Raw genomic sequence first — 25,350 nt, forward strand, 5'->3', positions numbered from 1 at the left:
GTGCCCTCCCTCCGTGACCGCCCCTCCGCGACCCCCCAGACAGGACCTGCCTCGTGACCACCGTCGTCCACCCGGGTGACTCCCTGACCCGCCGCCAGCGGCTCGTCTACGTCGTCGTGCTCGGCGCGCTCACCGCGCTCGGGCCGTTCACGATCGACCTCTACCTGCCGGCGTTCCCCGAACTCAGCCGGGACTTCTCCGTCGACAGCGGCGTCATCCAGCTGACGCTGACGGCGACGACGATCGGCTTCGGGGTGGGGCAGCTGCTGGTCGGGCCGTGGAGCGACAAGGTCGGCCGTCGCACGCCGCTGATCGTCGCGACCGCCGTGCACATCCTCGCCAGCATCGGCGCCGCCAGCGCGCCGACCATCGAGCTGCTCGCCGTGTTCCGGGTGCTGCAGGGCATGGGTGCCGCCGCCGGGGGCGTCGTCGCCATGGCGACGGTGCGCGACCTGTTCGGTGGGCTGCCGCTCGTGCGCATGCTGTCGCGTCTCGCCCTGGTGAACGGGCTCGCCCCCATCGTCGCGCCCGTGATCGGCTCCCAGCTGCTGGCCTTCACCAGCTGGCGCGGCATCTTCGTGTTCCTCGTGGCCTACGGCGCGTTCGTGATCATCGCCGCGATCTTCCTGATCGTCGAGACCCTGCCGCCCGCCCGGCGGCACGAGGCCGGGCACACGACGCTCGGACAGCGCTACAAGGTGCTCTTCAGCGACCGGATCTTCGTCGGCGTCGCCCTGATCGGGGCGATGGTCTTCTCGGGCCTGTTCTCGTACCTCTCGGCCTCGTCGTTCCTCTTCCAGGAGGTCTACGGCCTGAACGCCCAGCAGTACGGCTACCTGTTCGCGATCAACTCGCTCGGGATCGTCGCCGGCGTCCAGATCAGCTCGCGGCTGGCCCGGCGGGTCGGGCCGCAGTGGATCCTCGCCTGCTCGACGATCGTCCTGCTGCTCGCCGCCGCGTCGATCGTCGTGCTCGACTCGCTCGGTGCCGGGCTCGTGGGCATCCTCGTGCCGCTGTGGTTCTTCATCGCGGCCTGCGGCTTCTCGTTCCCGCAGGTCCAGGTGCTCGGGCTCGCCAACCACGGCAAGGAGGCAGGGACGGCGGCGTCGTTGCTCGGCGCGCTGAACTTCGGCCTGGCGGGGCTCATCTCGCCGGTGGTCGGGTTCCTCGGCATCGGGTCCGCCGTGCCGATGGGCAGTGTCATGGTCGCCACCTCGTGCGTGGCCATCGCGAGCCTGTGGCTGCTGGTGCGCCCGCGGACGGTGCCGGCGCTGGGTCGCTGACCCGCGCCTCCCGGTCGTCCGTCGTCGAGCGTCGAGCGTCGACGACCGGCGCCTCCCGGTCGCCGATCCGCGCCTCCCGGTACCGTCTGGGGATGCGCACCGACCCGCTCGCCCCGAAGCCCGCCTCGCCGTCCGAAGAACGGGTGGCCCGCCGCGTGCAGCGCCGCTGGTGGGTGTTCAGCGCGCTCGGCGCCATCGGCGTCGTGCTGCTGCTCGGCGTCGTGATCACGGCCCGGGCGGGGGTGATCGGCGTCGACGAGCGGTTCATGGGCGAACTGGTCGAGCACCGCAGCCCGTTCTGGGACGTTCCCTCGTTGATCTTCAACTCGATCGGCGCGGGCGTGGTCGGCGTCTTCGTCGTCCCGCTGGGCGTCGCCGCGCTCTTCCTGCTGCGCCGTCGCCCCTGGGCCGCGCTCTACTGGATCGCCGCCTGCGCGCTCAGCGCGGGCGTGGTCCAGGTCGTCAAGCACACGTTCGGCCGGGCCCGTCCCGAGGACATCCTCGTGGTGAGCGACTACGGCTCGTTCCCCTCGGGCCACACGTCCAACGCCGCGACGCTGGCCGTCGTGCTCGGGGTGATCCTGCGACGCGTCTGGGTGTGGGTCGCAGGCGCGGCCTACACGGTGCTGATGCTGCTCAGCCGCACCTACCTCGGGGCGCACTGGCTGACCGACACGATCGGCGGACTGCTGATCGGTGCCGGGGTCGCGGTCGTCCTCTGGGCCCCGGTCGCGCACCGGCTGCTCGACGAGCAGGAGCGCGTGCGGGGTCGCGGCTGGATCTGGCAGGGGCGCCGCGCCTGACGGGGCGCTCTCGGGGTCGATGACGGGGGCACTCGCGGGGTCGATCACGAGCGGGTCCGGACGAGGCCGGCGTGCGGCGTCGCCCGGTGTGTCCGAACTCGCCCGGACCGCGGTGCGCAGGGTGCCTAGGCTGGCCGCATGACGGACGCGCTCGAGCAGGCCAGGGCGGAGGCCGCCGCAGCGGTCGCCGCCGCCGAGAAGGCGAAGCAGGACGCGGAGGCGGCACTCGCGCGGGCCGAGCGGCTCGCGGCCGAGGCGGACGTCGCCGACGCCGCGGCGGACGCCGGGCTGACCGAACCCGAGCCGGTCGCCGGCACCCCGGTCGACGGCCTGCCCGTCCCGTCCGGCGGGCCGCTCGACGAGTCGGCGGTCGACCTCGTCCGCGCGGGCTACGGTTTCGACGGTCCCGCCCTCGAGCTCGGCGCCCTCGTGAACGGCGATGCCCGGGTCGACGTGCCCGTGCGCATCCCGCTCGCGATGCTCAACCGGCACGGGCTCGTGGCCGGTGCGACCGGCACGGGCAAGACCAGGACCCTGCAGGTGCTCGCCGAGCAGCTCTCGGCGGCCGGGGTCCCGGTCTTCGCGGCCGACGTGAAGGGCGACCTGTCGGGCATCGCGACGCCGGGCGAGGCGAACGAGAAGCTGCTGGCCCGCACGCGGGGGATCGGCCAGGACTGGTCGCCGCAGGCGGCACCGACCGAGTACTTCGCCCTCGGCGGCAAGGGCACCGGCGTGCCGGTCCGCGCGACGGTCAGCGGTTTCGGGTCGCTGCTGCTCAGCAAGGTGCTCGGCCTCAATGACACGCAGGAGAGCAGCCTCGGCCTGGTGTTCCACTACGCCGCGCAGGCCGGGCTGCCGCTGCTCGACCTGTCCGACCTGCGGGCCGTGCTGACCTGGCTGACGAGCGACGAGGGCAAGGGCGAACTCGAGGGGCTGGGCGGGCTGAGCAGACAGACCGTCGGGGTGATCCTCCGCGAGCTGATCACGTTCGCCGACCGGGGGGCCGACGCGTTCTTCGGCGAGCCCGAGATCGACACCGCCGAGTTCCTCCGCACGGCCGAGGACGGTCGTGGCGTCGTCAGCCTGCTCGAGGTGCCCGGCGTGCACGACCAGCCGGCGCTGTTCTCGACCTTCCTGATGTGGCTGCTCGCCGACCTCTACAACGACCTGCCCGAGGTGGGCGACCTCGACAAGCCGAAGCTCGTCTTCTTCTTCGACGAGGCGCACCTGCTGTTCGCCGACGCCTCGAAGGAGTTCCTGGCGCAGATCACGCAGACCGTCCGGCTCATCCGGTCCAAGGGCGTGGGCATCGTCTTCGTCACCCAGACCCCGAAGGACGTCCCGGGCGAGGTGCTCGCCCAGCTCGGCTCGCGCGTCCAGCACCAGCTCCGCGCCTTCACGCCCGACGACGCGAAGGCCCTGCGGGCGACGGTGTCGACGTACCCGACGAGCGACTACGACCTCGCCGCGGTGCTCACCGGCCTCGCCACCGGGGAGGCGGTGGTGACGGTCATGAACGAGAAGGGGGCTCCCAGCCCGGTCGCGTGGACGCGCCTCCGTGCCCCGCGCGGTTCGATGTCGCCGACCCCGGCCGACGTCATGACCGCGGCGGTCGCGGCGTCGCCGTTGACCGCCTCCTACGGGGCGTCGATCGACCGCGACTCGGCCCGGGAGATCCTCGCCCGCAAGCTCGAGGCCGCCGCGCTCGACCAGCGCGAACGGACCGACGCCGCGGCACGTCAGGCGACGATCGACGCCCAGCTGAAGGAGGCCGCGGCCCGCGAGAAGGCGGACGCCCGGGCGGTCACCGCCGCCGAGCGCGAGCGGAAGGCCGCCCAGGCCGAGTACGAACGTCAGCAGAAGGAGTTCGAGCGAGCCGAGCGGGCGGCCGCGAAGGCGCGTGCCGGGCGCGGGACGACGACCCGCGCCTCCTCGGGGTCCCGTTCGTCGGGGTCCGGATCGACCGGCGGGTTGCTCGGCGAGGTCCTCGGGTCGAGTGCCGGCAAGGCGGTCGTGCGCGAGGTCGTCAAGGGCATCTTCGGCACGCTGCGTCGCCGCTGAGCCCCGAGTCGGTGCAGCCCCGAGTCGGTGCAGCCCGAGGCGGTGCAGGCCCGGGCCCGCGGGCACGTCCTCAGGCGGGGTTGCCGAACGCCTGGAAGAGCACCACGAGCGTGCCGGTCGCCAGGGCGAACAGGCCGCAGGCGATGGTGACCCCGATCCACGGGCGGCTCTCGTACCAGTAGGGGCTGTCGGGGTAGGCCGCGAAGAACTCGCGGCGGGTGAGGGTCCGGGGCAGGACGGTCGTCGGGATGCCGAGTGCGTCGACGACGGCGTGCACGGACGCCTCCGACCAGTACGTGCCCCGCATCCGGAACAGGCGTCGCCCCTCGTCGTCGAGGGCGAGCAGCTGCGTGACGGTCTCGGTCGAGTGGTCCCGGTAGGTGCGGACGAGCACGAGGGAGTCGACCTCGTCGCGCCGCAGCCGGACGAAGCCGGGCAACCACCCCCGCTTGACGAACTCGCTGCGCGTGACGGCCGCGTACGAGAGGCGGTAGCGCCAGTACATGAGCAGTCCCATGACCACGACGCTGCAGGTGACGGCCAGCACGCCGCTCTGGTGACCGCTCGGCAGGGTCAGCCACAGCACCGCGATCAGCACGGGTGACAGGCTGAAGACGCCGGTGAGCGTGGCGCTCCGGGCGAGTTCGCGCCGTGGCCGCACCGTGACGGAGCCCCGCTCGGTCGGCATCGCCGCGTCGGTCGTGTTCATGTCGTCCCCCCGGGGTCGGCGTGACCCCGAGTCCCCCGACCCGAGGCTGCTGCTGTCGGGGCAGCGCCGTGCCCTCAGCGTAGACGATGCGTTCGCACAGATACCGGGGCGTCCCACCCCAGTGCGGGGAGCCCGCGATCGGGGGAGTCGAGCGAGTGTCAGCTCTCTGGGCGGTCCCGGAGGCGCTCGATCTCGCGACGGTCGCGCTTGGTCGGGCGGCCCGCGCCTCGGTCGCGGACCGGTACGGCGGCGACCTCTTCGCGCGGCGGTGGCGGGGGAGTGAGGTCGGTCATCGCCTCGGCCGCGGCCGGAGCACCGACGCGCTTCACGAGGCAGGTCTTGACGACGACGATCCGCTCGAAGCCTGCGATGCGCGCCCGGACCTCGTCGCCGGGACGGACGGCCTGGGCGGCCTTGACGCGCTCGCCGTTCACCCGCACGTGACCGGCCCGGCAGGCGGCGTTGGCGGCCGAGCGGGTCTTGTAGAGCCGGACGGCCCAGAGCCAGGCGTCGACGCGGGCGGACGTGAGGGGCGGCATGGGGAAATGCTACGGGTGGCCGCCGACGTCGACGACCGAGGGGGCCGGTCTCAGAGGTCGTCGGAGGCGACGCGCGCCGGGGTGCCCCCGGTCACGCGCACCAGCTCGGCGAACGTCGTGGCAAAAACGGTGTTCGCGGTGCCGGCGCTCGCCCAGAGCACGTCGTGGGTCTCGAGCGCGGTGTCGACGAGCGTCCGCACCGGGCTGGGGTGGCCGACCGGGGCCACGCCGCCGATGACCTGGCCGGTCGCGCGCTTCACCTGGTCGGCGTTCGCCCGCATGATCGGGCCCCGGCCGAGCGTCGACGCCACCAGGTCGGTGTCGACCCGGTGGGCGCCGCTGGTGAGCACGAGCAGGGCCTCCCCGCCGGTGTGGAACACCAGGCTGCTGGCGACGGCGCCCACCTCGCAGCCGAGGGCGGCGGCGGCCTGTGCGGCCGTGTGCGTCGACTCGTCGAACTCGCGGACCTCGCCCTCGGCGCCGGCGGCACGGAGGGCGGCGACGACGGCGCGGGCCCGCGGCGGCAGGGCGGCGTCGAGGTGCTCCGAGGAGGGGCGGTGCGCGTCGGTCATGCCTCGACGGTAGCCATGAGGGAGCCTCAAGGTCAGCAGCGACACGGGGGCGTCCCCCGGGCCCCGCGGAGTCCGGTACGCTGGTCTCGGTCGTGCGCCGGTTCACCGTGTGCCCGCCCTGGAGGATTCGCCTAGTGGCCTATGGCGCACGCTTGGAAAGCGTGTTGGGTGCAAGCCCTCAGGGGTTCGAATCCCCTATCCTCCGCATCGAGACGGCTCTTCCCTCCCCGGGAGGGGCCGTTTCTCGTCCTCGCCCCACGTTCTGGGGCATCGCCTTCTCCCCGATGGAGGCCCGGTCGCCCTAGCCTTGGGTCATGAGCGTCAGTCAGTTGGGCAACGACACCCTGCGCCCCAGCGTCTGGGGCGACTCCGGCCTCCTCGCGCGGGTCATGTCGGCCGGCTCGCGACGTCACGTCGCCCTGCTCAAGCAGGGCTTCGTCTTCCTCTTCGTGTTGCTCGCCGCGGTCGTGAGCACGCTCATCCCGTGGTTGCCCGTCAGCGATGCACCGAGCATGTGGGCCGGCGTCTTCGCCGCGTTCTGCGGCGTCGTCTTCGCCTCGATGGTCTCCCGGCGTCCCCGCCTGCTCACCTGGGAGATCGTCATCCCCGCCGCCGACTTCGTCGCGGTGGGCCTGCTCCGCTACGGAACGGGTGACAGCGGGTCCGTCTTCATCCCCATCATCCTGCTGCCGATCGTCTGGATCGCCGTGTGGCCGGGGCGGCTCAGCATCGTGTGGCTGCTGATCGGATCGGCGGTCACCTTCATGCTGCCGTTCGTGATCGAGCCGAGCGGACGCGCGCCCAGCGAGTTCATCCGCATCGCCTTCTCCCTGGCCATCTACGCCACCATCGGCCTCGCCATCAACGAGCTCGCCCGGCAGGCGAGCCGCAAGGTGGAGCTGTCCCGAGCGCAGCAGCACGCGGTCGAACGGGAGCTCGACCGGGCCGCGACCATCCAGCAGTCGCTCCTGCCACCGAAGACGAGCCTCCTTCCCGAGATGTTCGCCGTCCGGGGGAGGTGCATCCCCGCCCGCGCCGTCGGGGGCGACTTCTACGACTGGTATCCCACCCCGGACGGCATCGCCCTGACCGTGGGGGACGTCATGGGCAAAGGCGTCGGAGCGGGGATGATCGCCGCCGCCGTGCGTTCCGTCATCCGCAGTTCGTCGGACGATCTCGACCCCGCCGTGGCCCTGCGTCGTGCGACGACGGGCCTCGCGAGCGGTGACGGTGACGTCCAGTTCACCACGTGCTTCCACGCCCGCATCACGCCGTCGGGCGAGATCCGTTGGGCCGACGGCGGACACGGGCTGGCGCTCATCCGGCGCGCCACCGGTCTCGTGGAGCGGCTGCAGTCGTCCGACCTCCCCATCGGCCTCGGGGACCGCTGGACGTCGTACGCCGACCAGCTGCACCCAGGCGACACGATCGTCTGCATCAGCGACGGGGTCCTCGATCTCTTCCCGGACGAACTGCACGCCTTCAGCCAGTTCCAACTGCTGCTCATCTCGTCCGGTGACCCGAGCGACATCGTGCAGAAGGTCGCCGAGCTGGTCGGCGACGACGAGCAGGCCGACGACGTCACCGTCGTCGCGGCGACGTTCGCCCCGGCTCTGACACGGGCGTGACGGTCGCCGTCACCTCGACCCGTGCCCGCCCCGGCGTCGTCTGGTAAGACAGGACGACGATGCCCCACGACGACCTGCCCTCTTCCCCGCCTCCCGCCGTCGCTCCCGGACTCTTCGCCGAAGAGACGACCTCGGAGTCCACCCGCCTCGGCGAGATCCTCCGGAAGGAGACCGTGGGCGGGGTCGTCCTCGTCGTCGCCGCCGTCCTGGCGGTCGTGTGGGCGAACTCACCGCTCTCGGGGGCGTACTTCGCGCTCCGGGACTTCGAGTTCGGCCCGGAGGGTCTCGGGCTGCACCTGAGCGTGGGGGAGTGGGCCGCGGACGGGCTCCTGGCGATCTTCTTCTTCCTCGTCGGGCTGGAGCTCAAGCGGGAGTTCGTCGCCGGAGAGCTGCGGAAGGTCAGCAAGGCGATCGTGCCGGTGGCCGCCGCGTTCGGCGGAGTCCTCGTCCCCGCCCTGATCTTCACCGCCGTCAACGCCTCCGACCCGGAGGCGGTGCGGGGGTGGGCCATCCCCACCGCGACCGACATCGCCTTCGCCGTCGCGGTCCTCGCCATCGTGGGCTCGAGGTTGCCCAGCGCGCTGCGCATCTTCCTGCTGACCCTCGCCGTCGTGGACGACCTCATCGCCATCGGCATCATCGCGTTCGTCTACACCAGCGCGATCGAGGTCGTCCCGTTGGCACTCGCCATCGTGCCGCTCGCGGCGTACGTGTTCCTCACCCAGAGGTTCCGACGGTTCTTCGGCCTGCACCCCGCCGCGAACTGGTTCATCCTCCTTCCGGTCGCCGTCCTGGTGTGGGGGCTCATCCACGCCTCCGGGGTCCACGCCACCGTCGCCGGCGTCCTCCTCGGTTTCGCCGTCCCCGTCATCCGGAGCCAGGCCAGTGGCGGCCCGGATGCGGGACCGGGGCTCTCCGAGGTCTTCGAGCACCGCTTCCGGCCGATCTCCACCGGTTTCGCCGTCCCCGTGTTCGCGTTCTTCTCCGCAGGGGTCGCCTTCGGTGGCCTCGACGGCCTGAGGACGGCTCTCTCCAGTCCGGTCACGATCGGCATCATCGCCGCCCTCGTCCTCGGCAAACCCGTCGGCATCCTCGCGACGACCTGGATCACGACCAGGATCACCCGGGCAGAACTCGACCGGAGCATCAAGTGGGTGGACCTCACCGGCGTCGCCCTCCTCGGGGGCATCGGCTTCACCGTGTCCCTGCTCGTCGCCGAACTGAGCTACGGGCTCGGCAGCGCTCACGACGACGACGCCAAGGTGGCCATCCTCGTCGCGTCGGTGCTCGCCGCCGTCCTCGCGACGGCCGTCCTGCGACCCCGCAACCGGTACTACCGTCACCAGGATCGGTGACCCGGACGACGTCGTGATTGGGACGGCGGGCCCCTCAACCGTCACCATGGAGGCATGGCCACGACAACTCCGCCCCCTTCCGGGCCCCCCGCCGACCATCCCGCTTCCCTGACGGAGACCGTCTCGACCACCCCTCAACTGCGCCGCTGGGTCTTCTGGCCGGCCGCCGTCGTCGTCCTCGGCTTCGTCGCCTACACCCTGATCGCGCCCGCCTCGGCCGAGGCGCTGTTCCTCGGCCTGCAGAGCGGCATCGTCCGCAACTTCAGCTGGTACTACGTCCTGATCGCCGCCTTCTTCGTCGGCTTCAGCCTGTTCCTCGGGTTCAGCAGGTTCGGTGGCATCAAGCTGGGCAAGGACAAGGACGAGCCCGAGTTCTCGACCGGCTCGTGGTTCGCGCTCCTCTTCGCCGCGGGCATGGGCATCGGCCTCGTCTTCTACGGCGTCTCCGAGCCCCTCAGCCACTTCGCCTCGCCACGACCGGGCGTCACCGGCACCGAGGACCAGCTCGCGCAGCAGGCCCTGACCCAGACCTTCCTCCACTGGGGGCTGCACGCCTGGGCCATCTACGTCGTCCTCGGACTCGCCCTCGCCTACGCGATCCACCGGAGGGGTCGTCCCGTCTCCATCCGCTGGGCCCTCGAGCCCCTCCTCGGCAACCGCGTCCGCGGGGGCTGGGGCAACCTGATCGACGTCATCGCCCTCGTCGGCACGCTGTTCGGCGTCGCGACCTCGCTCGGCCTCGGCGTCATCCAGATCGGCGCCGGCCTCGAGGCGGCGGGCATCGCCGACAGCAGCATCGTGAGCCAGCTCGCGATCATCGCCGTCATCACGGCGGTCACCATCGTGTCGCTCGTCACCGGTGTGACCAAGGGCATGAAGATCCTCTCGAACTTCAACCTCATCCTCGCGGCCGCCCTGCTGCTGTTCATCCTGATCGTCGGACCCACGCAGTTCCTGTTGCGCGACTTCGTGCAGTCCATCGGCGCCTACCTGCAGAACATCGTCGGGCTGTCCTTCAACGTCACCGCCCAGCAGGGCGCCGCCGGCGAGGAGTGGCAGGGCGCCTGGACCACGTTCTACTGGGGGTGGTGGATGTCGTGGGCGCCCTTCGTCGGCATCTTCATCGCCCGCATCTCGAAGGGCCGCACGGTCCGCCAGTTCGTCTTCGGCGTGCTGCTCGTCCCGACCGCCCTCACCTTCCTGTGGTTCGCCGTCCTCGGTGGTGCGGCCATCCACCAGCAGACCGACGGCTCGGGTGGCCTCGTCGGAGCCGACGGCTCGGTCGACGTCGAGGGGTCGCTCTTCGCCCTGCTCGGCGGCCTGCCCGCCGGGACCGTCCTGACCTTCGGCGCGATCCTGCTCATCGGCGTGTTCTTCGTCACCTCGTCCGACTCCGGATCGCTCGTCATGGCGATGATCGCGTCGGGCGGCGACATCGAGCCGAAGAACTGGCTCCGGGTGTTCTTCGCCCTGGTGGCCGCCCTGCTCGCCGTCGCGCTCCTCCTGACCGGCGGTCTGGACGCCCTGAAGACCGCGGCGATCACGACGGCGCTGCCGTTCAGCATCGTGCTGCTGTTGACGTGTTGGTCGACGATCATCGCCTTCACCCGCGAACGTCGTGCGTACGACAAGGCCGAGCGCGACGTCCTCCTGGAGCACGTCGGCGCGTACTACGGGCTCGAGGTCGACGCCCCGACCCAGGCCGGTGGCACACGACTCGCCCGCCCCTGGGAGGCGGTCAGACGCCGGGTCCGGGGTGGCCGTGACGGTTCCCCGGCGAGCCGGGCGACGTCCGCCTCGGCCGTCGTCGCCGAGCCTCCGCTCCAGGTCGACGTCGTGTCGCCCGACCCGGCCATCGACGGTCGGCTCGACACGCCCGGCGACACCGGACAGGACGGCTCGACCGGACGCTGACCCCACCGCTCCACCCACGACGGGCGTCGTCTCCCCGGAGGCGGCGCCCGTCGTCGTCCCGGTGCCTCGTCGGTCCCGTCGCGCCCGGGTCAGGCCAGTCGGCGGATCATGTACCGCAGGTCTAGCCACTCGCCGAACTTCGTGCCGACCTCGCGCAGCACGCCGGCGTCCTCGAAGCCGAGCGACGCGTGCAGCCGCACCGACGCCTCGTTGCCCGCCTCGATCAGGGCCACCATGACGTGCAGCTCGTCCCGCGTGGCCCGCTCGACGAGTTCGGCCATCAGCGCTCGTCCGAGTCCCTTGCCCTGTTGCCCCGGACGCACGTAGACCGAGTTCTCGCAGGTGTGCCGGTAGCCGTCCTTGGCATGGAACGGCCCGTAGCTGCCGTAGCCGAGCACCTCGTCGCCGTCCACCGCGACGATCGCGCTGCGCCGCGCCTCCTGATGGCTGGTCAGCCACTCGCGCCGACCCTCGAGGGTCGGCGTGACGTCGGTCCAGATGGCCCGGGAGTGCGCCACGGCGTCGGCGTGGATCTCGAGGACGCCGGGCAGGTCGGTCTCGGTCGCGGTGCGGATCTGCATGCCGACGAGCCTAGGAGGTGTCTCGCGGCCTCCGCCAGCACGCTTCCCCGGCGGCTCGAAGGCTGCCGCCCGTAGGCTGGCGAGCGTGTCGACACGCATCTACATCACCTCTGCCGAAGGCCACACTGGCAAGTCCACGATCGCCCTGGGCGTGCTCGACACGCTCAGCCACGAGGTGGGCCGGGTGGGGGTGTTCCGACCCGTCGCCCGCTCGACCGACGAGCGCGACTACGTGCTCGAACTCCTGCTGTCGCACGACAGCGTCGACCTGGCCTACGACGAGTGCGTCGGCGTCAGCTACGACGCGGTGCACGCCGATCCCGATGCCGCGCTCGCCACCATCGTGAGCCGCTTCGCCGCCGTCGAGCGGCAGTGCGACGCGGTCGTGGTGATCGGTTCCGACTACACCGACGTCGGCAGCCCCACCGAGCTGTCGTACAACGCCCGCATCGCGGCCAACCTCGGCGCGCCCGTGCTGCTCGTTCTCGGCGGCCGCAGCGCCGACGGCCAGACGCGGCGCTCGGGCGCCGACATGCGCCAAGTCGCCGAACTGACCACCGCCGAGCTGCGTTCCGAGCACGCGAGCCTGCTGGCCGTCGTCGCCAACCGGGTCGACCCCGACCACCTCGACGAGGTCGTCGACGGCATCGGCCACGCCCTCGAGGCGTCACCCACCGGGCGGGTCCCGATCTGGACGCTGCCGGAGGACCGCGTCCTCGTCGCCCCGACGATGCGCGCCGTGCTGCAGGCCACCGGTGCGACCCTGCTGCGCGGCGACGACGCCCTGCTCGACCGAGAGGCGCTCGGCGTCGTCGTGGCGGCCATGTCGATGGAGAACGTGCTGCCGCGACTCACCGAGGGTGCCGTCGTCGTGGTGCCGGGCGACCGCTCCGACGTGCTCGTCGCGACGGTGCTCGCCCACGCCTCCGAGACCTTCCCGTCGCTCGCCGGCATCGTGCTCAACGGCGGGTTCGCCCTCGCCCCGCAGGTCGAGCGCCTGCTCGAAGGGCTCGACAGCCCGCTGCCGATCGCGACCACGAGCACGGGCACCTACGACACGGCCCTCGCCATCACCCAGACCCGCGGGCGCCTCGCCGCCGACTCTCCCCGCAAGTACGACCTCGCCCTCGCCCTCTTCGAGACGCACGTCGACGGGGCCGAGCTGTTGCGCCTCCTGCAGGTCAGCCCGTCCGGGGTGGTGACGCCCCTGATGTTCGAGTACCAGCTGCTCGAGCGGGCGCGAGGGGCCCAGAAGCACATCGTCATGCCCGAGGGCGACGACGACCGGGTGCTGCGGGCCGCGTCCACCCTGTTGCAGCGCGGCGTCGCCGCCATCACGCTGCTCGGTGACGAGACGGCCATCCGCGCCCGGGGCGCCGAGCTCGGTCTCGACCTCGCCACCGCCCGCGTGCTCGACCCGTTCGACCCCAGCCTGCAGGTGCTCTTCGCGACCGAGTACGCCAAGCTGCGGGCCCACAAGGGCATCGCGGTCTCGCAGGCGATGGACACCGTGACCGACGTCTCGTACTTCGGCACGATGATGGTGAAGCTCGGCCTCGCCGACGGCATGGTGTCGGGCGCCAAGCACACCACGGCGCACACCATCCGGCCCGCCTTCGAGGTCATCAAGACGCTGCCCGACGTCGGAGTCGTGTCGAGCGTGTTCCTCATGGCGCTCGCCGACCGGGTGCTGGTCTACGGCGACTGCGCCGTCATCCCCGACCCGACCGCCGAGCAACTCGCCGACATCGCGATCTCGTCGGCGCAGACCGCACAGCAGTTCGGCATCGAACCCCGCGTCGCCATGTTGAGCTACAGCACGGGCGACAGCGGCTCGGGTGCGGACGTCGAGAAGGTCCGCGCCGCCACGGCACTCGTCCGCGAACGCCGACCCGACCTGCTCGTCGAGGGGCCGATCCAGTACGACGCCGCGGCCGACCCGACGGTGGCCGCCGCCAAGATGCCGGAGTCCGAGGTCGCCGGTCGGGCGACGGTGTTCATCTTCCCCGACCTCAACACGGGCAACAACACCTACAAGGCCGTGCAGCGCAGTGCGGGTGCGGTCGCGATCGGCCCCATCCTGCAGGGCCTCCGCAAGCCGATCAACGACCTGTCCCGCGGGGCCCTCGTCGGAGACATCGTCAACACCGTCGCCATCACGGCCATCCAGGCCGGCACGCAGGCCGCCGCCGGCACCGTCACCAGCACCGAAGGAGCCTCCTCGTGAGCACCGTCCTCGTCGTCAACTCCGGCTCGTCGTCGTTCAAGTACCAGCTGATCGAGCTCGAGGGCGAGCGCACGCTCGCGAGCGGTCTCGTCGAGCGCATCGGCGAGGACGTCGGGTCGACCCGTCACCGCAACGAGGTCACGGGCGACGAGACCCGCAACGACACCCAGCCGATCGCCGACCACGCCGCCGGCTTCGCCGCGATGCTGACCGCCTTCGAGGCGCACGGCCCGTCCTTCGCCGAGTACCCGCCGGTCGCGGTGGGCCACCGCGTCGTCCACGGCGGAGAAGAGTTCGACCGCGCGACGGTCGTCACGCCCGACGTCGAGAAGGCGATCGACCGCCTGTCGGCCCTCGCCCCGCTGCACAACCCGGCCAACCTGCAGGGCATCCGCGCGGCCCGGGAGGCCTTCCCCGACGTCCCCCACGTCGCGGTCTTCGACACGGCGTTCCACCAGACGCTCGCCCCCGCCGCCTACACCTACGCGATCGACGCCGAGCTGGCGAAGAAGCACCACGTTCGTCGCTTCGGCTTCCACGGCACGTCGCACAAGTACGTGAGCGAGAAGACCGCCGAGTTCCTCGGTCGCCCCCTGGCCGAGCTGAAGACCATCGTGCTGCACCTCGGCAACGGCGCGTCGGCCGCCGCGATCGACGGCGGACGGTCCATCGACACGAGCATGGGCATGACGCCCCTCGAGGGGCTCGTCATGGGCACGCGCTCGGGCGACATCGATCCCGCCGCCGTGTTCCACCTCCACCGTGAGGCGGGACTCGACTTCGCCGAGCTCGAGACGTTGCTCAACAAGGGCAGCGGGCTGCTCGGCCTCACCGGCAGCGGCGACATGCGCGACGTGCAGGACAGCGCGTCCCGGGGCGACGCCGTGTCCGAGGCGGCGCTCGCCGTCTACCGGCACCGCCTGCGGCACTACATCGGTGCCTACGTCGCCCAGCTCGGGGGACTCGACGCCGTCGTCTTCACGGCAGGGGTCGGCGAGAACAACGCCCTGCTGCGTCGCCGGACGCTCATGGGCCTGGAGTTCTTCGGCATCCACGTCGACGACGACCGCAACGAACTCGCGTCCCGCGAGGCGCGGTACATCTCGCCCGAGGGGTCGAGGGTGTCCGTCCTCGTCGTCCCCACGAACGAAGAACTCGAGATCGCCCGACAGGCCGCCGCCCTCAGCTGAGGCGTCTGCGGGTGCACGAGCCGACCGACCCTCAGACGGGGGAGAGCCCCGGTACGCAGGTCGCGCCTCCGGGGCTCTCGTCCGTCACTCCGTGGTCGGGGGACGACCAGGAGGCGCGGGTCAGTACTTGATGGTCGCCAGCGCGTCCGAGACGGTGACGTCGCCCGAGACGGCCTCGAACTGCGTCTTGACGGCGGTGCCCTCGATCAGCGCGGTGGCGATGATCTCGGCCACGTCCGCGCGGGGGATGCTGCCGCGCTCGACGGTCGTGCCGACCGTGACCTGGCCGGTGCCGGCGTCGTCGGTCAGGCCACCGGGACGGACGATCGTCCAGTCCAGGCCCTCGCGACGGCGGAGGTCGGCGTCGGCCTCGCTCTTCGCACGCATGTACACCTGGTACACGTCGTCGTCGTTCGCGGCGGGCAGCTCGGCGCGCGCCGGGTCGAAGTCGTCCGTACCGATGGCCGAGACCATGACGTAGCGCGTGACGCCCGCCTTCTCGGCGGCGTCGGCCAGGAGGACGGCCCCGTCGCGGTCGATGGTCAGCTTGCGCTCGGCGCCGCTGCCGCCGCCGCCGCCCGCGGCGAACACGACGGCGTCGGCCCCGTCGAGGTGGCCGGCGAGCGTGTCGACGTCGGTCCGTTCGAGGTCGAGGACGAGGGCACGGGCCCCCGCGGCCTCGAGGTCGGCGGTGTGGTCGGGGTTGCGGACGATGCCGACGGGGTCGTGCCCGGCGTCGGCGAGTCGGCGTTCGAGGAGCTGGGCGATCTTGCCGTGTCCTCCGGCGATGACGATTCTCATGCCCCCAGGCAACACCCCGGGTCGCGGCGACCACTCAGTTGCCGCTAAACTCGTCGAGGCTCCTCACGTGGCGTCATCCAGGCCAATTCCCCCAGGGCAGAAATGCAGCAAGGGTAACCGGGCTCTGACGGGTGCGTGAGGGGTCATTTCTCTTTTGGGGGCCGAAGGCCCCGTGGCCCCCCTTCGTGGGGTGCGCGATCCGCGCGATGCCCCCTAAGCTCGGCATCACGACGAGACCGAACCAGCTCGTCGGGAGCGATCAACCACCGCTCCGGCCGCACCCCTCACCACGGTGCGACCACGCGCGACGGCGCCGTCGCACCCGCACCACACGATCAGGATCAGGACCGATGAGCCCCTCACCACGGCACGTCAGCAGCACCCGCACCAGGCGAACGAGCCCGCGCACCGCGCGGTAGTCCCGTTCGCCTCGCCGTCGTCCCCGGGCGGCGACGCGGCAACGACACAACAGAACAGCAGCACCTCCCGCCTCACCAGCGGGAGTTCTTCGGATCAGGCGGCGGGCTCGTCCCGTCAGGAAGAGGCACACCCATGCGAAGCCAGACGATCGAGCGTCCCCGGCGCTCCCACGCGTCCCGCGCACTGAAGGCGACGGCGGCCGCCGTCGTCGCGGCGGTCGTCGGCGCGCTCGTCGTCGTCGTCCCCGCGCAGGCGGCCACGACCGACCGCAGCGAGGCCGAGGCGTCGCTCGTCGGCGGAACGGGCATCGTCGCGCTCGACCAGGTCGCCGCACTCGGCGGTGCCTACTCGGCCTTCGGCACCACGCAGAACCCGCCGACGTCGCGCAACCCGCTGAACCTCACCGCCGTCAACGCGCTCACGGTCGGTCTGGGCAACGGCATCCGCCTCCTCGGGGGCAACGGGCTGCTCACCCTCGGCGTCGACGGTCAGTACGCGAACGCCACCGCGACCGGCGCCACCGCCTCGGCCGGTCTCATCGCCCAGGACGGCTCGATCGCCGTCGGCGACGGCAGCCCTGCCCAGCAGACCACCCTCCGCCTCCAGCCGCTGCTCGCGCAGGTGCCGGCCACGCAGGGCGTCCTCAGCGACGTGACCCTGCAGCTCGGCGCGCTCTCGTCGCAGATCACCCAGCAGCGGGGCGCCACCGCCACCACGCCCACGACGGCCTACCAGGTCGCCGGTGCGGAGTTCACCCTGACCAGCCCCGCCGTCCAGGGCGTGACCTCGTCCCTCCGCTCCACGGTCGGCGGCCTGGGGACCGCGGTCAACGGGGTCGCCGGCAGCACCGCCGTCAGCGGCCTCGCGAACTCGATCACCGGCCCGCTCACCACGGCCGTGAACGGCCTGCCCCTCGGTGGCGCCGTCACGCTCGGCCAGCCAACGGTGAACGTGCAGGCGACCGTCGACCTCGACTCGACGATCTCGGCGGAACTCGCCCGTCCCCTGACCAGCGGGCCCGTGACCATCATCCCCAGCACGGGCCAGGTGGTCATCGACCTCGACGCCCTGAACGGTCTGCCCGCGAACACCGACCTCTTGCGTCCCGCGACCATCACCGCGATCACCGCCGGCATCACCGACATCCTGCAGAACCAGCTGCCCACCAACCTCGTGGCCGCCGTGGACGACGCGATCCGCGCGACCCAGGTGACCGTCGACCTCGCCGTCGCACTGCGCATCCAGTTGGCCGTCGTCGGCGTGAACGAGACGTTGAGCACCCGCACCGTGACCACCCTCGGCGCGCTGCTCGACGGTACCGTCCAGCCGGCCGCCACGACCGTCACCGGGTCGGGTCTCGTCGGTGCTCTCGGCGCCACGGTCCTCCGGGGGGCCCTCCTCCCCGTCGTCGGCACGCTGCTCGGCAGCGTGGGCGGCCTCTACTCGCCCCTGGTGGACGGCACGGCGCTCGCCGCCACGACGACCAGCCTGCGCACCACGACCGCCGCGGTCGTCACGACCCTCGCGCCTCTCACGACGCTGCTCAACCAGCTCGTCCGCGTCACCATCAACGCCCAGGACGGCGCGGGCTTCCGTGACGGCCGAGGCACCGACGCCGGCTCGAGCTCCGTCCACGCGGTCAGCCTCTCGGTACTCCCGCTGGTGAACGCGTCCCGGGTCGACCTCGCGACCTCCACCGTCCGCGCCGCGGCCCTCGCCCCCCTCAGCATCGCCACGCCCACCGCCGGGCAGGTGTTCGTCGTCCCGGCCTCCCCGGGCGCCACGCGCAACGTCGTGCTGACCGGTGCCGGCGAGCCCGGCGCCACCGTCACGGTTGACCTCGGTGCCGGTCTCACGGGCACCGGCACGGTCGCCGCGGACGGCAGCTGGAGCGTGACCGTCGCGAACGTGCCCGCAGGGGCCTACAGCGCCTCCGTGACCCAGGCCCTCGGCACCGCGACCACCGGCCCCGTCACGCGGGACTTCACCGTCGTCGCGCAGCAGCCGCTCGTCGTCACCACGCCCACCGCCGGACGCGTCTTCACGGTCCTCGACGCCGACTCCACGACCCCCGTGATCGTCTCGGGCACCGCGACCCCCACGGCCACCGTCGCCGTCGACCTGGGCGGCGGCCGCACGGCCACGGCCCTCGTCGCCGCGGACGGCACCTGGTCGACGACCGTCCCGGGCGTGCCCGTCGGCGGCTACACCGCGTCGGTGACCCAAGCCCTCGGTGGAGACGTCTCCGCCGCCGTGACGCGCGCCTTCAGCGTCGTCGCCGGCACGGGCCTGACCATCACGAGCCCGACCTCCGGCACGCAGTACCGTCTGCCCGGAGCCGACTCCACCCGTGACGTCACCGTCTCGGGTGCCGGACAGGCCGGGGCCCCGGTCGCCGTCACCCTCGGCGGCGGCCGCGACCTCACCACGACGGTCGCCCCCAACGGCACCTGGTCCGTGACCTTCCCGGCCCTGCCGGTCGCCACCTACACGGCCACCGCGACGCAGACGGTGGGAGGCGCGGTGTCCGCCCCGCAGACCACCGACTTCACCCTCGTGGCCGCGACCGGCGTGACGATCTCGACGCCGGCGCCCGGTGCGACCCTCACGGTCGCCGACGCCACCTCGACCACCCCGGTCACGGTGACGGGAGCCGCCGAGCCGAACGCCCCCGTCCGCGTGGACCTGGGCGACGGCTACGTGGCCACGACCACGGCCGACGCCACGGGCGCCTGGTCGGCCACCGTGTCGTCCGTGCCCGTCGGGCCCCGGACGATCAGCGTCACGCAGACGGTCGCGGGCGTCGTCTCGGTGCCGGTCACGCAGCCGCTGACGGTCGCCGCCGGTGCGCCGCTCGACATCCTCGCCCCGGCGGAGGGCACCACGGTGCGCGTCGCCGACAGCGCCTCCTCGTCCACGCTGACCGTCTCGGGCACCGCCCAGGTCGGCGCCGACGTCCGCGTCGACCTCGGTGACGGCCTGACCGGCCGGGTCACGGCGGACGCCACGACCGGCGCCTGGTCGGTGGACGTCGCCGGCGTGCCCGTCGGTCAGCGCACGATCTCGGCGACGCAGACCGTCGGCGGCACCGTGTCGCCTGCGCAGACGCGCGTCGTGACGATCGTCGCCGGGACCCCGGTCGCCATCTCGACGCCGGCCCCCGGGGCCACGATCCCGATCGTCGGCGGCACCACGGCCGACGTGACCGTCACCGGCACGGCCGACCCGGGGGCGACCGTCACGGTCGGCCTCGGCGCCGGCTTCGAGGTGCCGGCCACGGTCGACCCCGCCACGGGCGCCTGGACCGCCGTCATCCCCGACGTCCCCGCCGGTGTCCGCACGCTCGGTGCGACGCAGACCCTCGGCGGGACCACGTCCGCGCCGGTCACCCAGCCGCTGACGATCGCGCAGGGCACGCCCCTGGCCGTCACGGCACCGCTCGACGGCGCCGAGTACTTCGTCCCGGGACCGCAGGACACGACGCCCGTCGTCGTCTCGGGCACGGGCCAGGTCGGGGCGACCGTCGAGGTCGACCTCGGCGAGGGCCTCGTCGGCCAGGTGGTCGTCCCGGTCTCGGGCCAGTGGTCCGTCACGGTCGACGGCGTCCCGGTCGGTCCGCACACGGTCTCGGTGACCCAGAGCATCAACGGCTCCACCTCGGACGCCGACACGCGGGACGTCCTGGTCGGCGTCGGCGGCGACGTCGTCATCACGGCGCCCGTCCCCGGCACCCGTCTGGTCGTCGCCGACGACCAGGGGACCGCACCGGTCACCATCGCGGGCACCGGCGTGGCCGGTCTGCCCGTCACCGTCACGGTGGACGGCGTCGACCAGGCCCCGGTCGCCACCGACGCGCAGGGTGCCTGGTCCCTCGTCCTGACCGGGGTCGCCGTCGGCGACCACGTCGTGGGCGCGAGCCAGCAGCAGGGCCCCGACCTCCTCGAGGCCGAGCCGACGGACTTCTCGGTGGTCTCGGCCGAGGCCGACCTCTCCATCACCGCACCCGGTGACGGCGACGTCGTCACGGTCGCCGGCGCCGACAGCACCACCGCCGTCGTCGTGACCGGGACGGCCTACCCCGGTGCGTCCGTCGAGGTCACCCTGGCCGGCGTGGTCGTCTCGACGACCGCCGGGCCCGACGGGCTCTGGTCCGTCACGGTCCCGGGCGTCCCCGTGGGTGACCAGGTCGCCTCAGCGACCCAGACGGTCGGTGGCACGACGACCACCGAGCCCGTCACCCGGGCCTTCGAGATCGTCTCCGGGGCCGACGTGGTCATCACGACGCCCGCCGCCGACATCCGCTACGTCGTCGCCTCGCCCGCGGCCACGCAGGACGTCCCGGTCGCCGGCACCGCCCAGCCGGGCGCACGGATCACCGTGACCCTCGACGGCGCCGAGGTCGGCAGCACCCTCGCCGACCCCGTCACCGGGGCCTGGGCGGTCACGCTCGTCGGCGTCGGCGTCGGAGAGCGCGTCCTCGGGGCCTCACAGGCGGTGCGGGACACCGTCCAGCAGGCCGACACGCGCGTCGTGACGATCGACCCGGCCGCCCCGCTGACTATCGTCGCCCCGGCCGACGGCGTCCCGATCGTCCTCGCCGACCCGTCCTCGACCACGACGCTCGTCGTGTCGGGTCAGGCCGAGCCGGGCGCGGTCGTCCGCGTCGACCTCGGCGACGGCTTCACCGACACGGTCACGGCCGGCACCACGACGGGTGCCTGGACGGTGTCCTTCGCCGGGGTGCCCGTGGGCACGCGGACCGTCACCGCCACCCAGACGGTGGGCACCTCGGTCTCGGCTCCCGAGACCCGGGTGGTCCGCATCCTCGCCGGCGACCCCCTCGTCGTCCTGACCCCCGCCGACGGTTCCGTCGTCGACGTGGCCGGGCCCGAGGTCGTGACCACGGTGACCGTCTCCGGCACCGCCGCGGCGGGAGCCACGGTCGACGTGGTCCTCGATCCCGCGACGGGCGCCGACCTCGCCGCCACGACGACGGCCGACGCGGCCACGGGCCGGTGGTCCGTGGACGTCCCGGGCGTGCCCGTGGGCGTGGCCGAGCTGACGGTGACGCAGAGCATCGGCGGCACCACCTCGCCGGCGCAGGAGAGCTCGTTCGAGATCCGCGCAGCCGCCCCGGTCGTCATCGTCGCCCCGGACGACACCGTGTTCACGGTGCTCGACCCGGCCGGCACCGTGGACGTCCCCGTCTCGGGCACGGCGTCCCCGGGCGCCCCGGTCTCGGTCCGACTGAACGGGGGAGCGGCCGTCACCACGACCGCCGACCCGACGTCCGGCGACTGGTCCGTCCTCTTCGCCGACCTGCCGACCGCCGTCTATCAGGTGACGGCGTCGCAGACCGTGGCCGGCACGACCTCGACCCCCGTCGCGGCCGGGTTCCGGATCGTGGTCGGACCGGGATTGGAGGTCCTGCAGCCCGAGCCCGGTGACGTCGTGACCGTCGCCGACGCGACCGCCTCGACGGCCGTCACGGTCAGCGGCACGGCCGCACCCGGGGCGACCGTCCGCGTCGACCTCGGCGACGACCTCGTGGCCTCGACGATCGCCGACCCGACCACCGGCGCCTGGAGCGTCGTCGTGGCCGGCGTCACGGTCGGCGAGCGCACGCTCTCCGCCACCCAGGCGCTCGGCACCTCGGTGTCGCCCGCCGTCACCCAACCCCTCTCGGTGGTCTCCGCCGCCGCGGTCGTCATCGAGGCCCCGGCCGTCGGGACCGTCGTGGCGGTGGCGACGCCGGACGCGACGACCGACCTGGTCGTGTCGGGCACGGCCGAGCCGGGCGCCTCGATCGCCGTCGACCTCGGCGACGACCTGACCGGCACGGTCACGGCCGACGGCACGACCGGCGCGTGGAGCGTCGCCGTGCCGGGCGTCCCGGTCGGCGACCGCACCATCGCGGTCACGCAGACCGTCGACGGCTCGACGTCGACCCCGGTCACGCGAGACGTGTCGATCGTCGTGGCCCCCGCCGCGCCCGCGATCGTCACACCCGCCCCCGGTGCGACGGTCTCCTTGCTCGACCCGCCCGGCACCACGTCGGTCGTCGTCTCGGGCACCGGTGAGCCCGGCGCCACCATCGCCGTCTCGCTCGGCACGGGCCTCACGGCCGGCGCCACCGTCGGGCCCGAGGGTGACTGGCAGACGACCGTCGACGGAGTCCCCGTCGGCGACTACACCCTGACCGCCACGCAGACGATCCGAGGCGCGACCTCGGCCGCGGCGACGCAACCGTTCACGGTCGCGGCGGCAGCGGGTCTCGTCGTCGACCGGCCCACCGACGGCACGACGGTCGTCGTGCTCGCCGCGGGCGACACCGCCCCGGTGGTCGCGTCCGGCACGGCCCAGCCCGGAGCGACCGTCACGGTCGACCTCGGTGACGGCCTGGTCGGGACCGTCGTGGCCGACCCGACGACCGGCGCCTGGAGCGTCACGGTCGACGGCGTCCCGGTCGGCGACCGCACCGCCTCGGTCACCCAGACCGTCGACGGCGCCGTGTCGACCCCGATCACGCGGGACGTGTCGGTCGTCGTGGCCGCCCCGGTGACGATCACCTCGCCGCCCGCCGGGTCGTCGATCGTCGTCCGTGACGCCGACGACACCACCGACGTCACGGTCACCGGCACGGGTCAGCCCGGCGCCACGGTCGTGGTCGCGGTGGGCGACGACCTCTCCGAGACGACGACGGTGACCCCCGAGGGCACCTGGACCGTCACGGTGGGCGACGTGCCCGTCGGCTCGTACCCGGTCGTCGTGACGCAGACGGTGCCGGCCGGTTCGACGACTCCCGCCACCCAGCAGCTCGACGTGGTGGTCGGCACCCCGGTCACCATCACCGAGCCCGCCCCGGGTGCCACGGTCGTCGTCCTCGACGGCCGGACGACGCCGGTCACGGTGTCGGGCACCGGCCAGCCCGGCGCGACCGTCACGGTCTCGCTCGGTGGCGACCTGACCCAGGCCGTCACGGCCGACCCGACGACGGGGGCGTGGACCACGACCTTCGACGCGGTGCCGGTGGGTGCCGGACCGATCTCGGTGGTGCAGCAGTACGGCACCGTCACGACGGTCCCCGTGACCCAGCCGTTCGCGGTGGTCGCGGCAGACCCGATCCGGATCACCGACCCGGCGACGGGCACGCGCCTCCTCGTGCCGTCCGCCGCCTCGACGGTGGACCTGCCGGTGTCCGGTTCGGCCCAGGCCGGCGCGACCGTCGCGGTGACGCTCGACGACGGCACGGCCGTCACGGTCGACGTGGACGACGACGGCGACTGGTCGACCACCTTCGCGGGGGTCGGCGTGGGCGAGCACGTGGTGTCCGCGACGCAGACCGTCGGCGGGGTCGAGTCGGCTCCGGTCACGACCACGGTCGTGGTCGAGGCCGCCGCGACGCTCACGATCACGGCACCGACCGACGGCCAGCAGTACCAGGCGGGCGACGCCGGCACCGCGCCGGTCGTCGTCCGTGGCCAGGGGCAGCCGGGCGCACCCGTCGCCGTCACGGTCGACGGGGGAGACCCCGTCACCACGACGGTCGACGCCTCGGGCTCGTGGCAGGTGCCGGTCGTGCTCGGCACCGGGACGCACACGGTCTCGGCCGTGCAGACCATCGGAGGCGCCACGAGCGCTCCCGTCGAGGTCTCGGTGGTCGTCGTGCCCGTCCCGGCCGACCCCGCCGCCGCGCCCACCATCACCTCGCCGGCCGACGGACAGCTCGTCGTCGACACCGACGGTGACGGCTTCGTCGACCTGCCGGTCACCGGAACGGGCGAGCCCGGAGCGACCGTCACCGTCTCCGTCGGCGGCATCACGCAGACGGCCACCGTCACCGACGGGGGCACCTGGTCGGTGACCCTGCCAGCGGTCCCGGTCGGCACCCGCACCGTGATCGTCGAACAGACGGTCGGCGGCGTCGTCACCGGCAGCGCGTCGGTCGACGTCACCCTCGCCCCCGCGGCCGAGGTCGCGCCGCTCGTGGTCACCTCGCCCGAACAGGGCTCGATCCTGCCGGCGGGCACGGCGGGGACGGCGGACGTCCTGGTCGGCGGTTCGGCCCAGCCGAACGCCTCGGTGGCCGTCAGCATCGACGGCGGCCTCCCGGTCGTGGTCGACGTGGACGCCGACGGCGCCTGGTCCACCACCCTGGTGGGGGTCGAACAGGGGCAGCACACCCTGTCCGTGACCCAGACCGTGGGAGGCGCGGTGTCGGCCCCCGAGACCGTCGTGTTCACGGTCACGGCGGCCGCTAGCACCGACGCCGTCGTCATCACCTCGCCGGCACCCGGCGCGTTGATCGCCGACGTCGACGGGAACGGCCTCGAGGACGTCGCGGTGACGGGCACCGGCACACCCGGCGCGCTCGTCACGGTGGATCTCGGCGGCGGACCGACGCAGTCGGCGACGGTCGGGGCCGACGGCACCTGGGCGGTCGACTTCACGGACGTCGCGGTCGGCGCCTACGTCGTCACGGCGACGCAGACCGCGGACGCGGGCACGACCACGGTGAGCCAGGACCTCCTGATCGCCTCGGTCGACCCCGTGGTGATCACCAGCCCGGTGGCCGGCTCGGTCCTGCAGGCCGGAACCGGCGGCACGACGCCCGTGACGGTCGTCGGGACGGCGGAACCCGGTGCCACGGTGACGGTGCAGCTCGACGACGGCACCGCGCAGGTCGTCCAGGCCGACCCCGGGACGGGGAGCTGGACGGTCGTCCTCGCGGGCGTCGCCGTCGGACCCCACGTGGTCGCCGCGACCGAGACGATCGCGGGCGCCACGTCGGCCCCGGTCACCACCGGGTTCACCGTCGCGGCGGCCAGCGGGACCCCGGGCACACCGGGCGACCCGGGAACTCCCGGGACGCCCGGGACCCCGGGTACCCCTGGCACCCCCGGCTTCCCGGGTCTGCCCGGATCGGGTGGCGGCACCGGCACCGGCACCGGCACCGGTAACGGCACCGGCACCGGTGAGGGAGCGGTCCCGACCGGCTCCGTCTCGGGCCTGGCGTACACGGGGTCGGACGCCCTCGGCTGGTTCTCGCTCGCGGCCTTCGCCTTGCTGATCGGCCTCGGCCTCGTGTCGGCGACCAGGGTCCGCCGTCGCGCGAGGGGGTCCGCCGAGTAGTCCACCCCGGCCGGGAGCCGCACCCGAGGGCCCGTCGACACGACGGGCCCTCTCGTGCGCCCGGGGCGCCGCGAGGGGCCCTCGACGGCGACTCCCGCCGTCGACCGTTGTCGGTAGCCCCGACTACTCTTGCTC

14 protein-coding genes, 1 tRNA gene and 1 other RNA gene are annotated in these 25,350 nt (G+C 73.0%); 11 read left to right on the forward strand and 5 right to left on the reverse strand.

Going from position 1 to position 25,350, the window contains the following annotated elements; all coding sequences use genetic code 11:
* Positions 1–53 precede the first annotated feature (53 nt).
* The 3 genes from ARTHRO9V_RS06100 (at position 54) to ARTHRO9V_RS06110 (ending at position 4,147) form a co-directional block, all read left to right on the forward strand.
* The gene (locus ARTHRO9V_RS06100) at positions 54–1,283 is read left to right on the forward strand and encodes a multidrug effflux MFS transporter (RefSeq protein ID WP_056046500.1); all 1,230 of its coding nucleotides are present in this window, start codon (positions 54–56) and stop codon (positions 1,281–1,283) included.
* Positions 1,284–1,375: 92 nt separating this feature from the next.
* Complete coding sequence (locus ARTHRO9V_RS06105; protein ID WP_123570502.1) at positions 1,376–2,086, forward strand: phosphatase PAP2 family protein; 711 nt, start codon at positions 1,376–1,378, stop codon at positions 2,084–2,086.
* A gap of 138 nt (positions 2,087–2,224) precedes the next feature.
* A complete protein-coding gene (locus ARTHRO9V_RS06110; protein WP_159826129.1) occupies positions 2,225–4,147 on the forward strand; it encodes a helicase HerA-like domain-containing protein in 1,923 nt (640 codons plus the stop codon).
* A 70-nt stretch (positions 4,148–4,217) separates the two neighbouring features.
* Here the strand turns inward: ARTHRO9V_RS06110 and ARTHRO9V_RS06115 are convergent, their stop codons facing one another.
* The 3 genes from ARTHRO9V_RS06115 to ARTHRO9V_RS06125 form a co-directional block, all read right to left on the reverse strand.
* Complete coding sequence (locus tag ARTHRO9V_RS06115; RefSeq protein ID WP_159826131.1) at positions 4,218–4,856, reverse strand: hypothetical protein; 639 nt, start codon at positions 4,854–4,856, stop codon at positions 4,218–4,220.
* A gap of 158 nt (positions 4,857–5,014) precedes the next feature.
* Positions 5,015–5,395, reverse strand: coding sequence for an RNA-binding S4 domain-containing protein (locus ARTHRO9V_RS06120; protein WP_159826133.1), 381 nt, complete (start codon positions 5,393–5,395; stop codon positions 5,015–5,017).
* Between the two features lie 50 nt (positions 5,396–5,445).
* Positions 5,446–5,967 carry a YbaK/EbsC family protein gene (locus tag ARTHRO9V_RS06125; protein ID WP_159826135.1) on the reverse strand — a complete coding sequence of 174 codons (522 nt, stop codon included), beginning with the start codon at positions 5,965–5,967 and terminating at the stop codon, positions 5,446–5,448.
* A gap of 120 nt (positions 5,968–6,087) precedes the next feature.
* Here ARTHRO9V_RS06125 and ARTHRO9V_RS06130 point away from each other — a divergent pair.
* The 4 genes from ARTHRO9V_RS06130 to ARTHRO9V_RS06145 all read left to right on the forward strand — a co-directional run bounded on the left by ARTHRO9V_RS06130 (position 6,088) and on the right by ARTHRO9V_RS06145 (position 10,864).
* A tRNA-Ser gene (locus ARTHRO9V_RS06130) sits at positions 6,088–6,172 on the forward strand.
* Positions 6,173–6,281: 109 nt separating this feature from the next.
* Positions 6,282–7,595 carry a PP2C family protein-serine/threonine phosphatase gene (locus ARTHRO9V_RS06135; RefSeq protein WP_159826137.1) on the forward strand — a complete coding sequence of 438 codons (1,314 nt, stop codon included), beginning with the start codon at positions 6,282–6,284 and terminating at the stop codon, positions 7,593–7,595.
* A 59-nt stretch (positions 7,596–7,654) separates the two neighbouring features.
* Positions 7,655–8,950, forward strand: coding sequence for a Na+/H+ antiporter NhaA (gene nhaA / locus ARTHRO9V_RS06140; RefSeq protein WP_056046486.1), 1,296 nt, complete (start codon positions 7,655–7,657; stop codon positions 8,948–8,950).
* A 54-nt stretch (positions 8,951–9,004) separates the two neighbouring features.
* On the forward strand, positions 9,005–10,864 hold the full coding sequence (locus ARTHRO9V_RS06145; RefSeq protein WP_159826139.1) for a BCCT family transporter: 1,860 nt from the start codon (positions 9,005–9,007) through the stop codon (positions 10,862–10,864).
* Between the two features lie 89 nt (positions 10,865–10,953).
* Here ARTHRO9V_RS06145 and ARTHRO9V_RS06150 read toward each other — a convergent pair whose 3' ends face one another.
* A complete protein-coding gene (locus ARTHRO9V_RS06150; protein ID WP_159826141.1) occupies positions 10,954–11,445 on the reverse strand; it encodes a GNAT family N-acetyltransferase in 492 nt (163 codons plus the stop codon).
* Positions 11,446–11,530: 85 nt separating this feature from the next.
* Here ARTHRO9V_RS06150 and pta point away from each other — a divergent pair, with 85 nt between their 5' ends.
* Complete coding sequence (gene pta, locus ARTHRO9V_RS06155; protein WP_159826143.1) at positions 11,531–13,672, forward strand: phosphate acetyltransferase; 2,142 nt, start codon at positions 11,531–11,533, stop codon at positions 13,670–13,672.
* Positions 13,669–14,862 carry an acetate/propionate family kinase gene (locus ARTHRO9V_RS06160; protein WP_159826145.1) on the forward strand — a complete coding sequence of 398 codons (1,194 nt, stop codon included), beginning with the start codon at positions 13,669–13,671 and terminating at the stop codon, positions 14,860–14,862. The genes pta and ARTHRO9V_RS06160 overlap by 4 nt, the downstream gene beginning before the upstream one ends.
* A gap of 120 nt (positions 14,863–14,982) precedes the next feature.
* On the opposite strand, the gene ARTHRO9V_RS06165 is transcribed toward ARTHRO9V_RS06160, so the two are convergent.
* Complete coding sequence (locus ARTHRO9V_RS06165; RefSeq protein ID WP_159826147.1) at positions 14,983–15,663, reverse strand: SDR family oxidoreductase; 681 nt, start codon at positions 15,661–15,663, stop codon at positions 14,983–14,985.
* A gap of 54 nt (positions 15,664–15,717) precedes the next feature.
* Between ARTHRO9V_RS06165 and ffs the strand changes: the two genes are divergently transcribed.
* An RNA gene (gene ffs, locus ARTHRO9V_RS06170) (signal recognition particle sRNA small type) lies at positions 15,718–15,814 on the forward strand.
* A 401-nt stretch (positions 15,815–16,215) separates the two neighbouring features.
* Positions 16,216–25,215 carry a choice-of-anchor G family protein gene (locus ARTHRO9V_RS06175; protein ID WP_159826149.1) on the forward strand — a complete coding sequence of 3,000 codons (9,000 nt, stop codon included), beginning with the start codon at positions 16,216–16,218 and terminating at the stop codon, positions 25,213–25,215.
* Positions 25,216–25,350: the final 135 nt, after the last annotated feature.

The sequence above is a fragment of the Frigoribacterium sp. 9N genome (assembly GCF_902506305.1).
GTDB lineage: Bacteria > Actinomycetota > Actinomycetes > Actinomycetales > Microbacteriaceae > Frigoribacterium.

What these genes read in the sequence shown, in the direction of transcription:
- ARTHRO9V_RS06115 (WP_159826131.1), bottom strand. Translation starts at nt 4,856, where the DNA reads ATGAACACGACCGACGCGGCGATGCCGACCGAGCGGGGCTCCGTCACG.
- ARTHRO9V_RS06110 (WP_159826129.1), top strand. Translation starts at nt 2,225, where the DNA reads ATGACGGACGCGCTCGAGCAGGCCAGGGCGGAGGCCGCCGCAGCGGTC.
- ARTHRO9V_RS06135 (WP_159826137.1), top strand. Translation starts at nt 6,282, where the DNA reads ATGAGCGTCAGTCAGTTGGGCAACGACACCCTGCGCCCCAGCGTCTGG.
- nhaA (WP_056046486.1), top strand. Translation starts at nt 7,655, where the DNA reads ATGCCCCACGACGACCTGCCCTCTTCCCCGCCTCCCGCCGTCGCTCCC.
- ARTHRO9V_RS06145 (WP_159826139.1), top strand. Translation starts at nt 9,005, where the DNA reads ATGGCCACGACAACTCCGCCCCCTTCCGGGCCCCCCGCCGACCATCCC.
- ARTHRO9V_RS06120 (WP_159826133.1), bottom strand. Translation starts at nt 5,395, where the DNA reads ATGCCGCCCCTCACGTCCGCCCGCGTCGACGCCTGGCTCTGGGCCGTC.
- ARTHRO9V_RS06105 (WP_123570502.1), top strand. Translation starts at nt 1,376, where the DNA reads ATGCGCACCGACCCGCTCGCCCCGAAGCCCGCCTCGCCGTCCGAAGAA.
- ARTHRO9V_RS06150 (WP_159826141.1), bottom strand. Translation starts at nt 11,445, where the DNA reads ATGCAGATCCGCACCGCGACCGAGACCGACCTGCCCGGCGTCCTCGAG.
- ARTHRO9V_RS06175 (WP_159826149.1), top strand. Translation starts at nt 16,216, where the DNA reads ATGCGAAGCCAGACGATCGAGCGTCCCCGGCGCTCCCACGCGTCCCGC.
- ARTHRO9V_RS06165 (WP_159826147.1), bottom strand. Translation starts at nt 15,663, where the DNA reads ATGAGAATCGTCATCGCCGGAGGACACGGCAAGATCGCCCAGCTCCTC.
- ARTHRO9V_RS06125 (WP_159826135.1), bottom strand. Translation starts at nt 5,967, where the DNA reads ATGACCGACGCGCACCGCCCCTCCTCGGAGCACCTCGACGCCGCCCTG.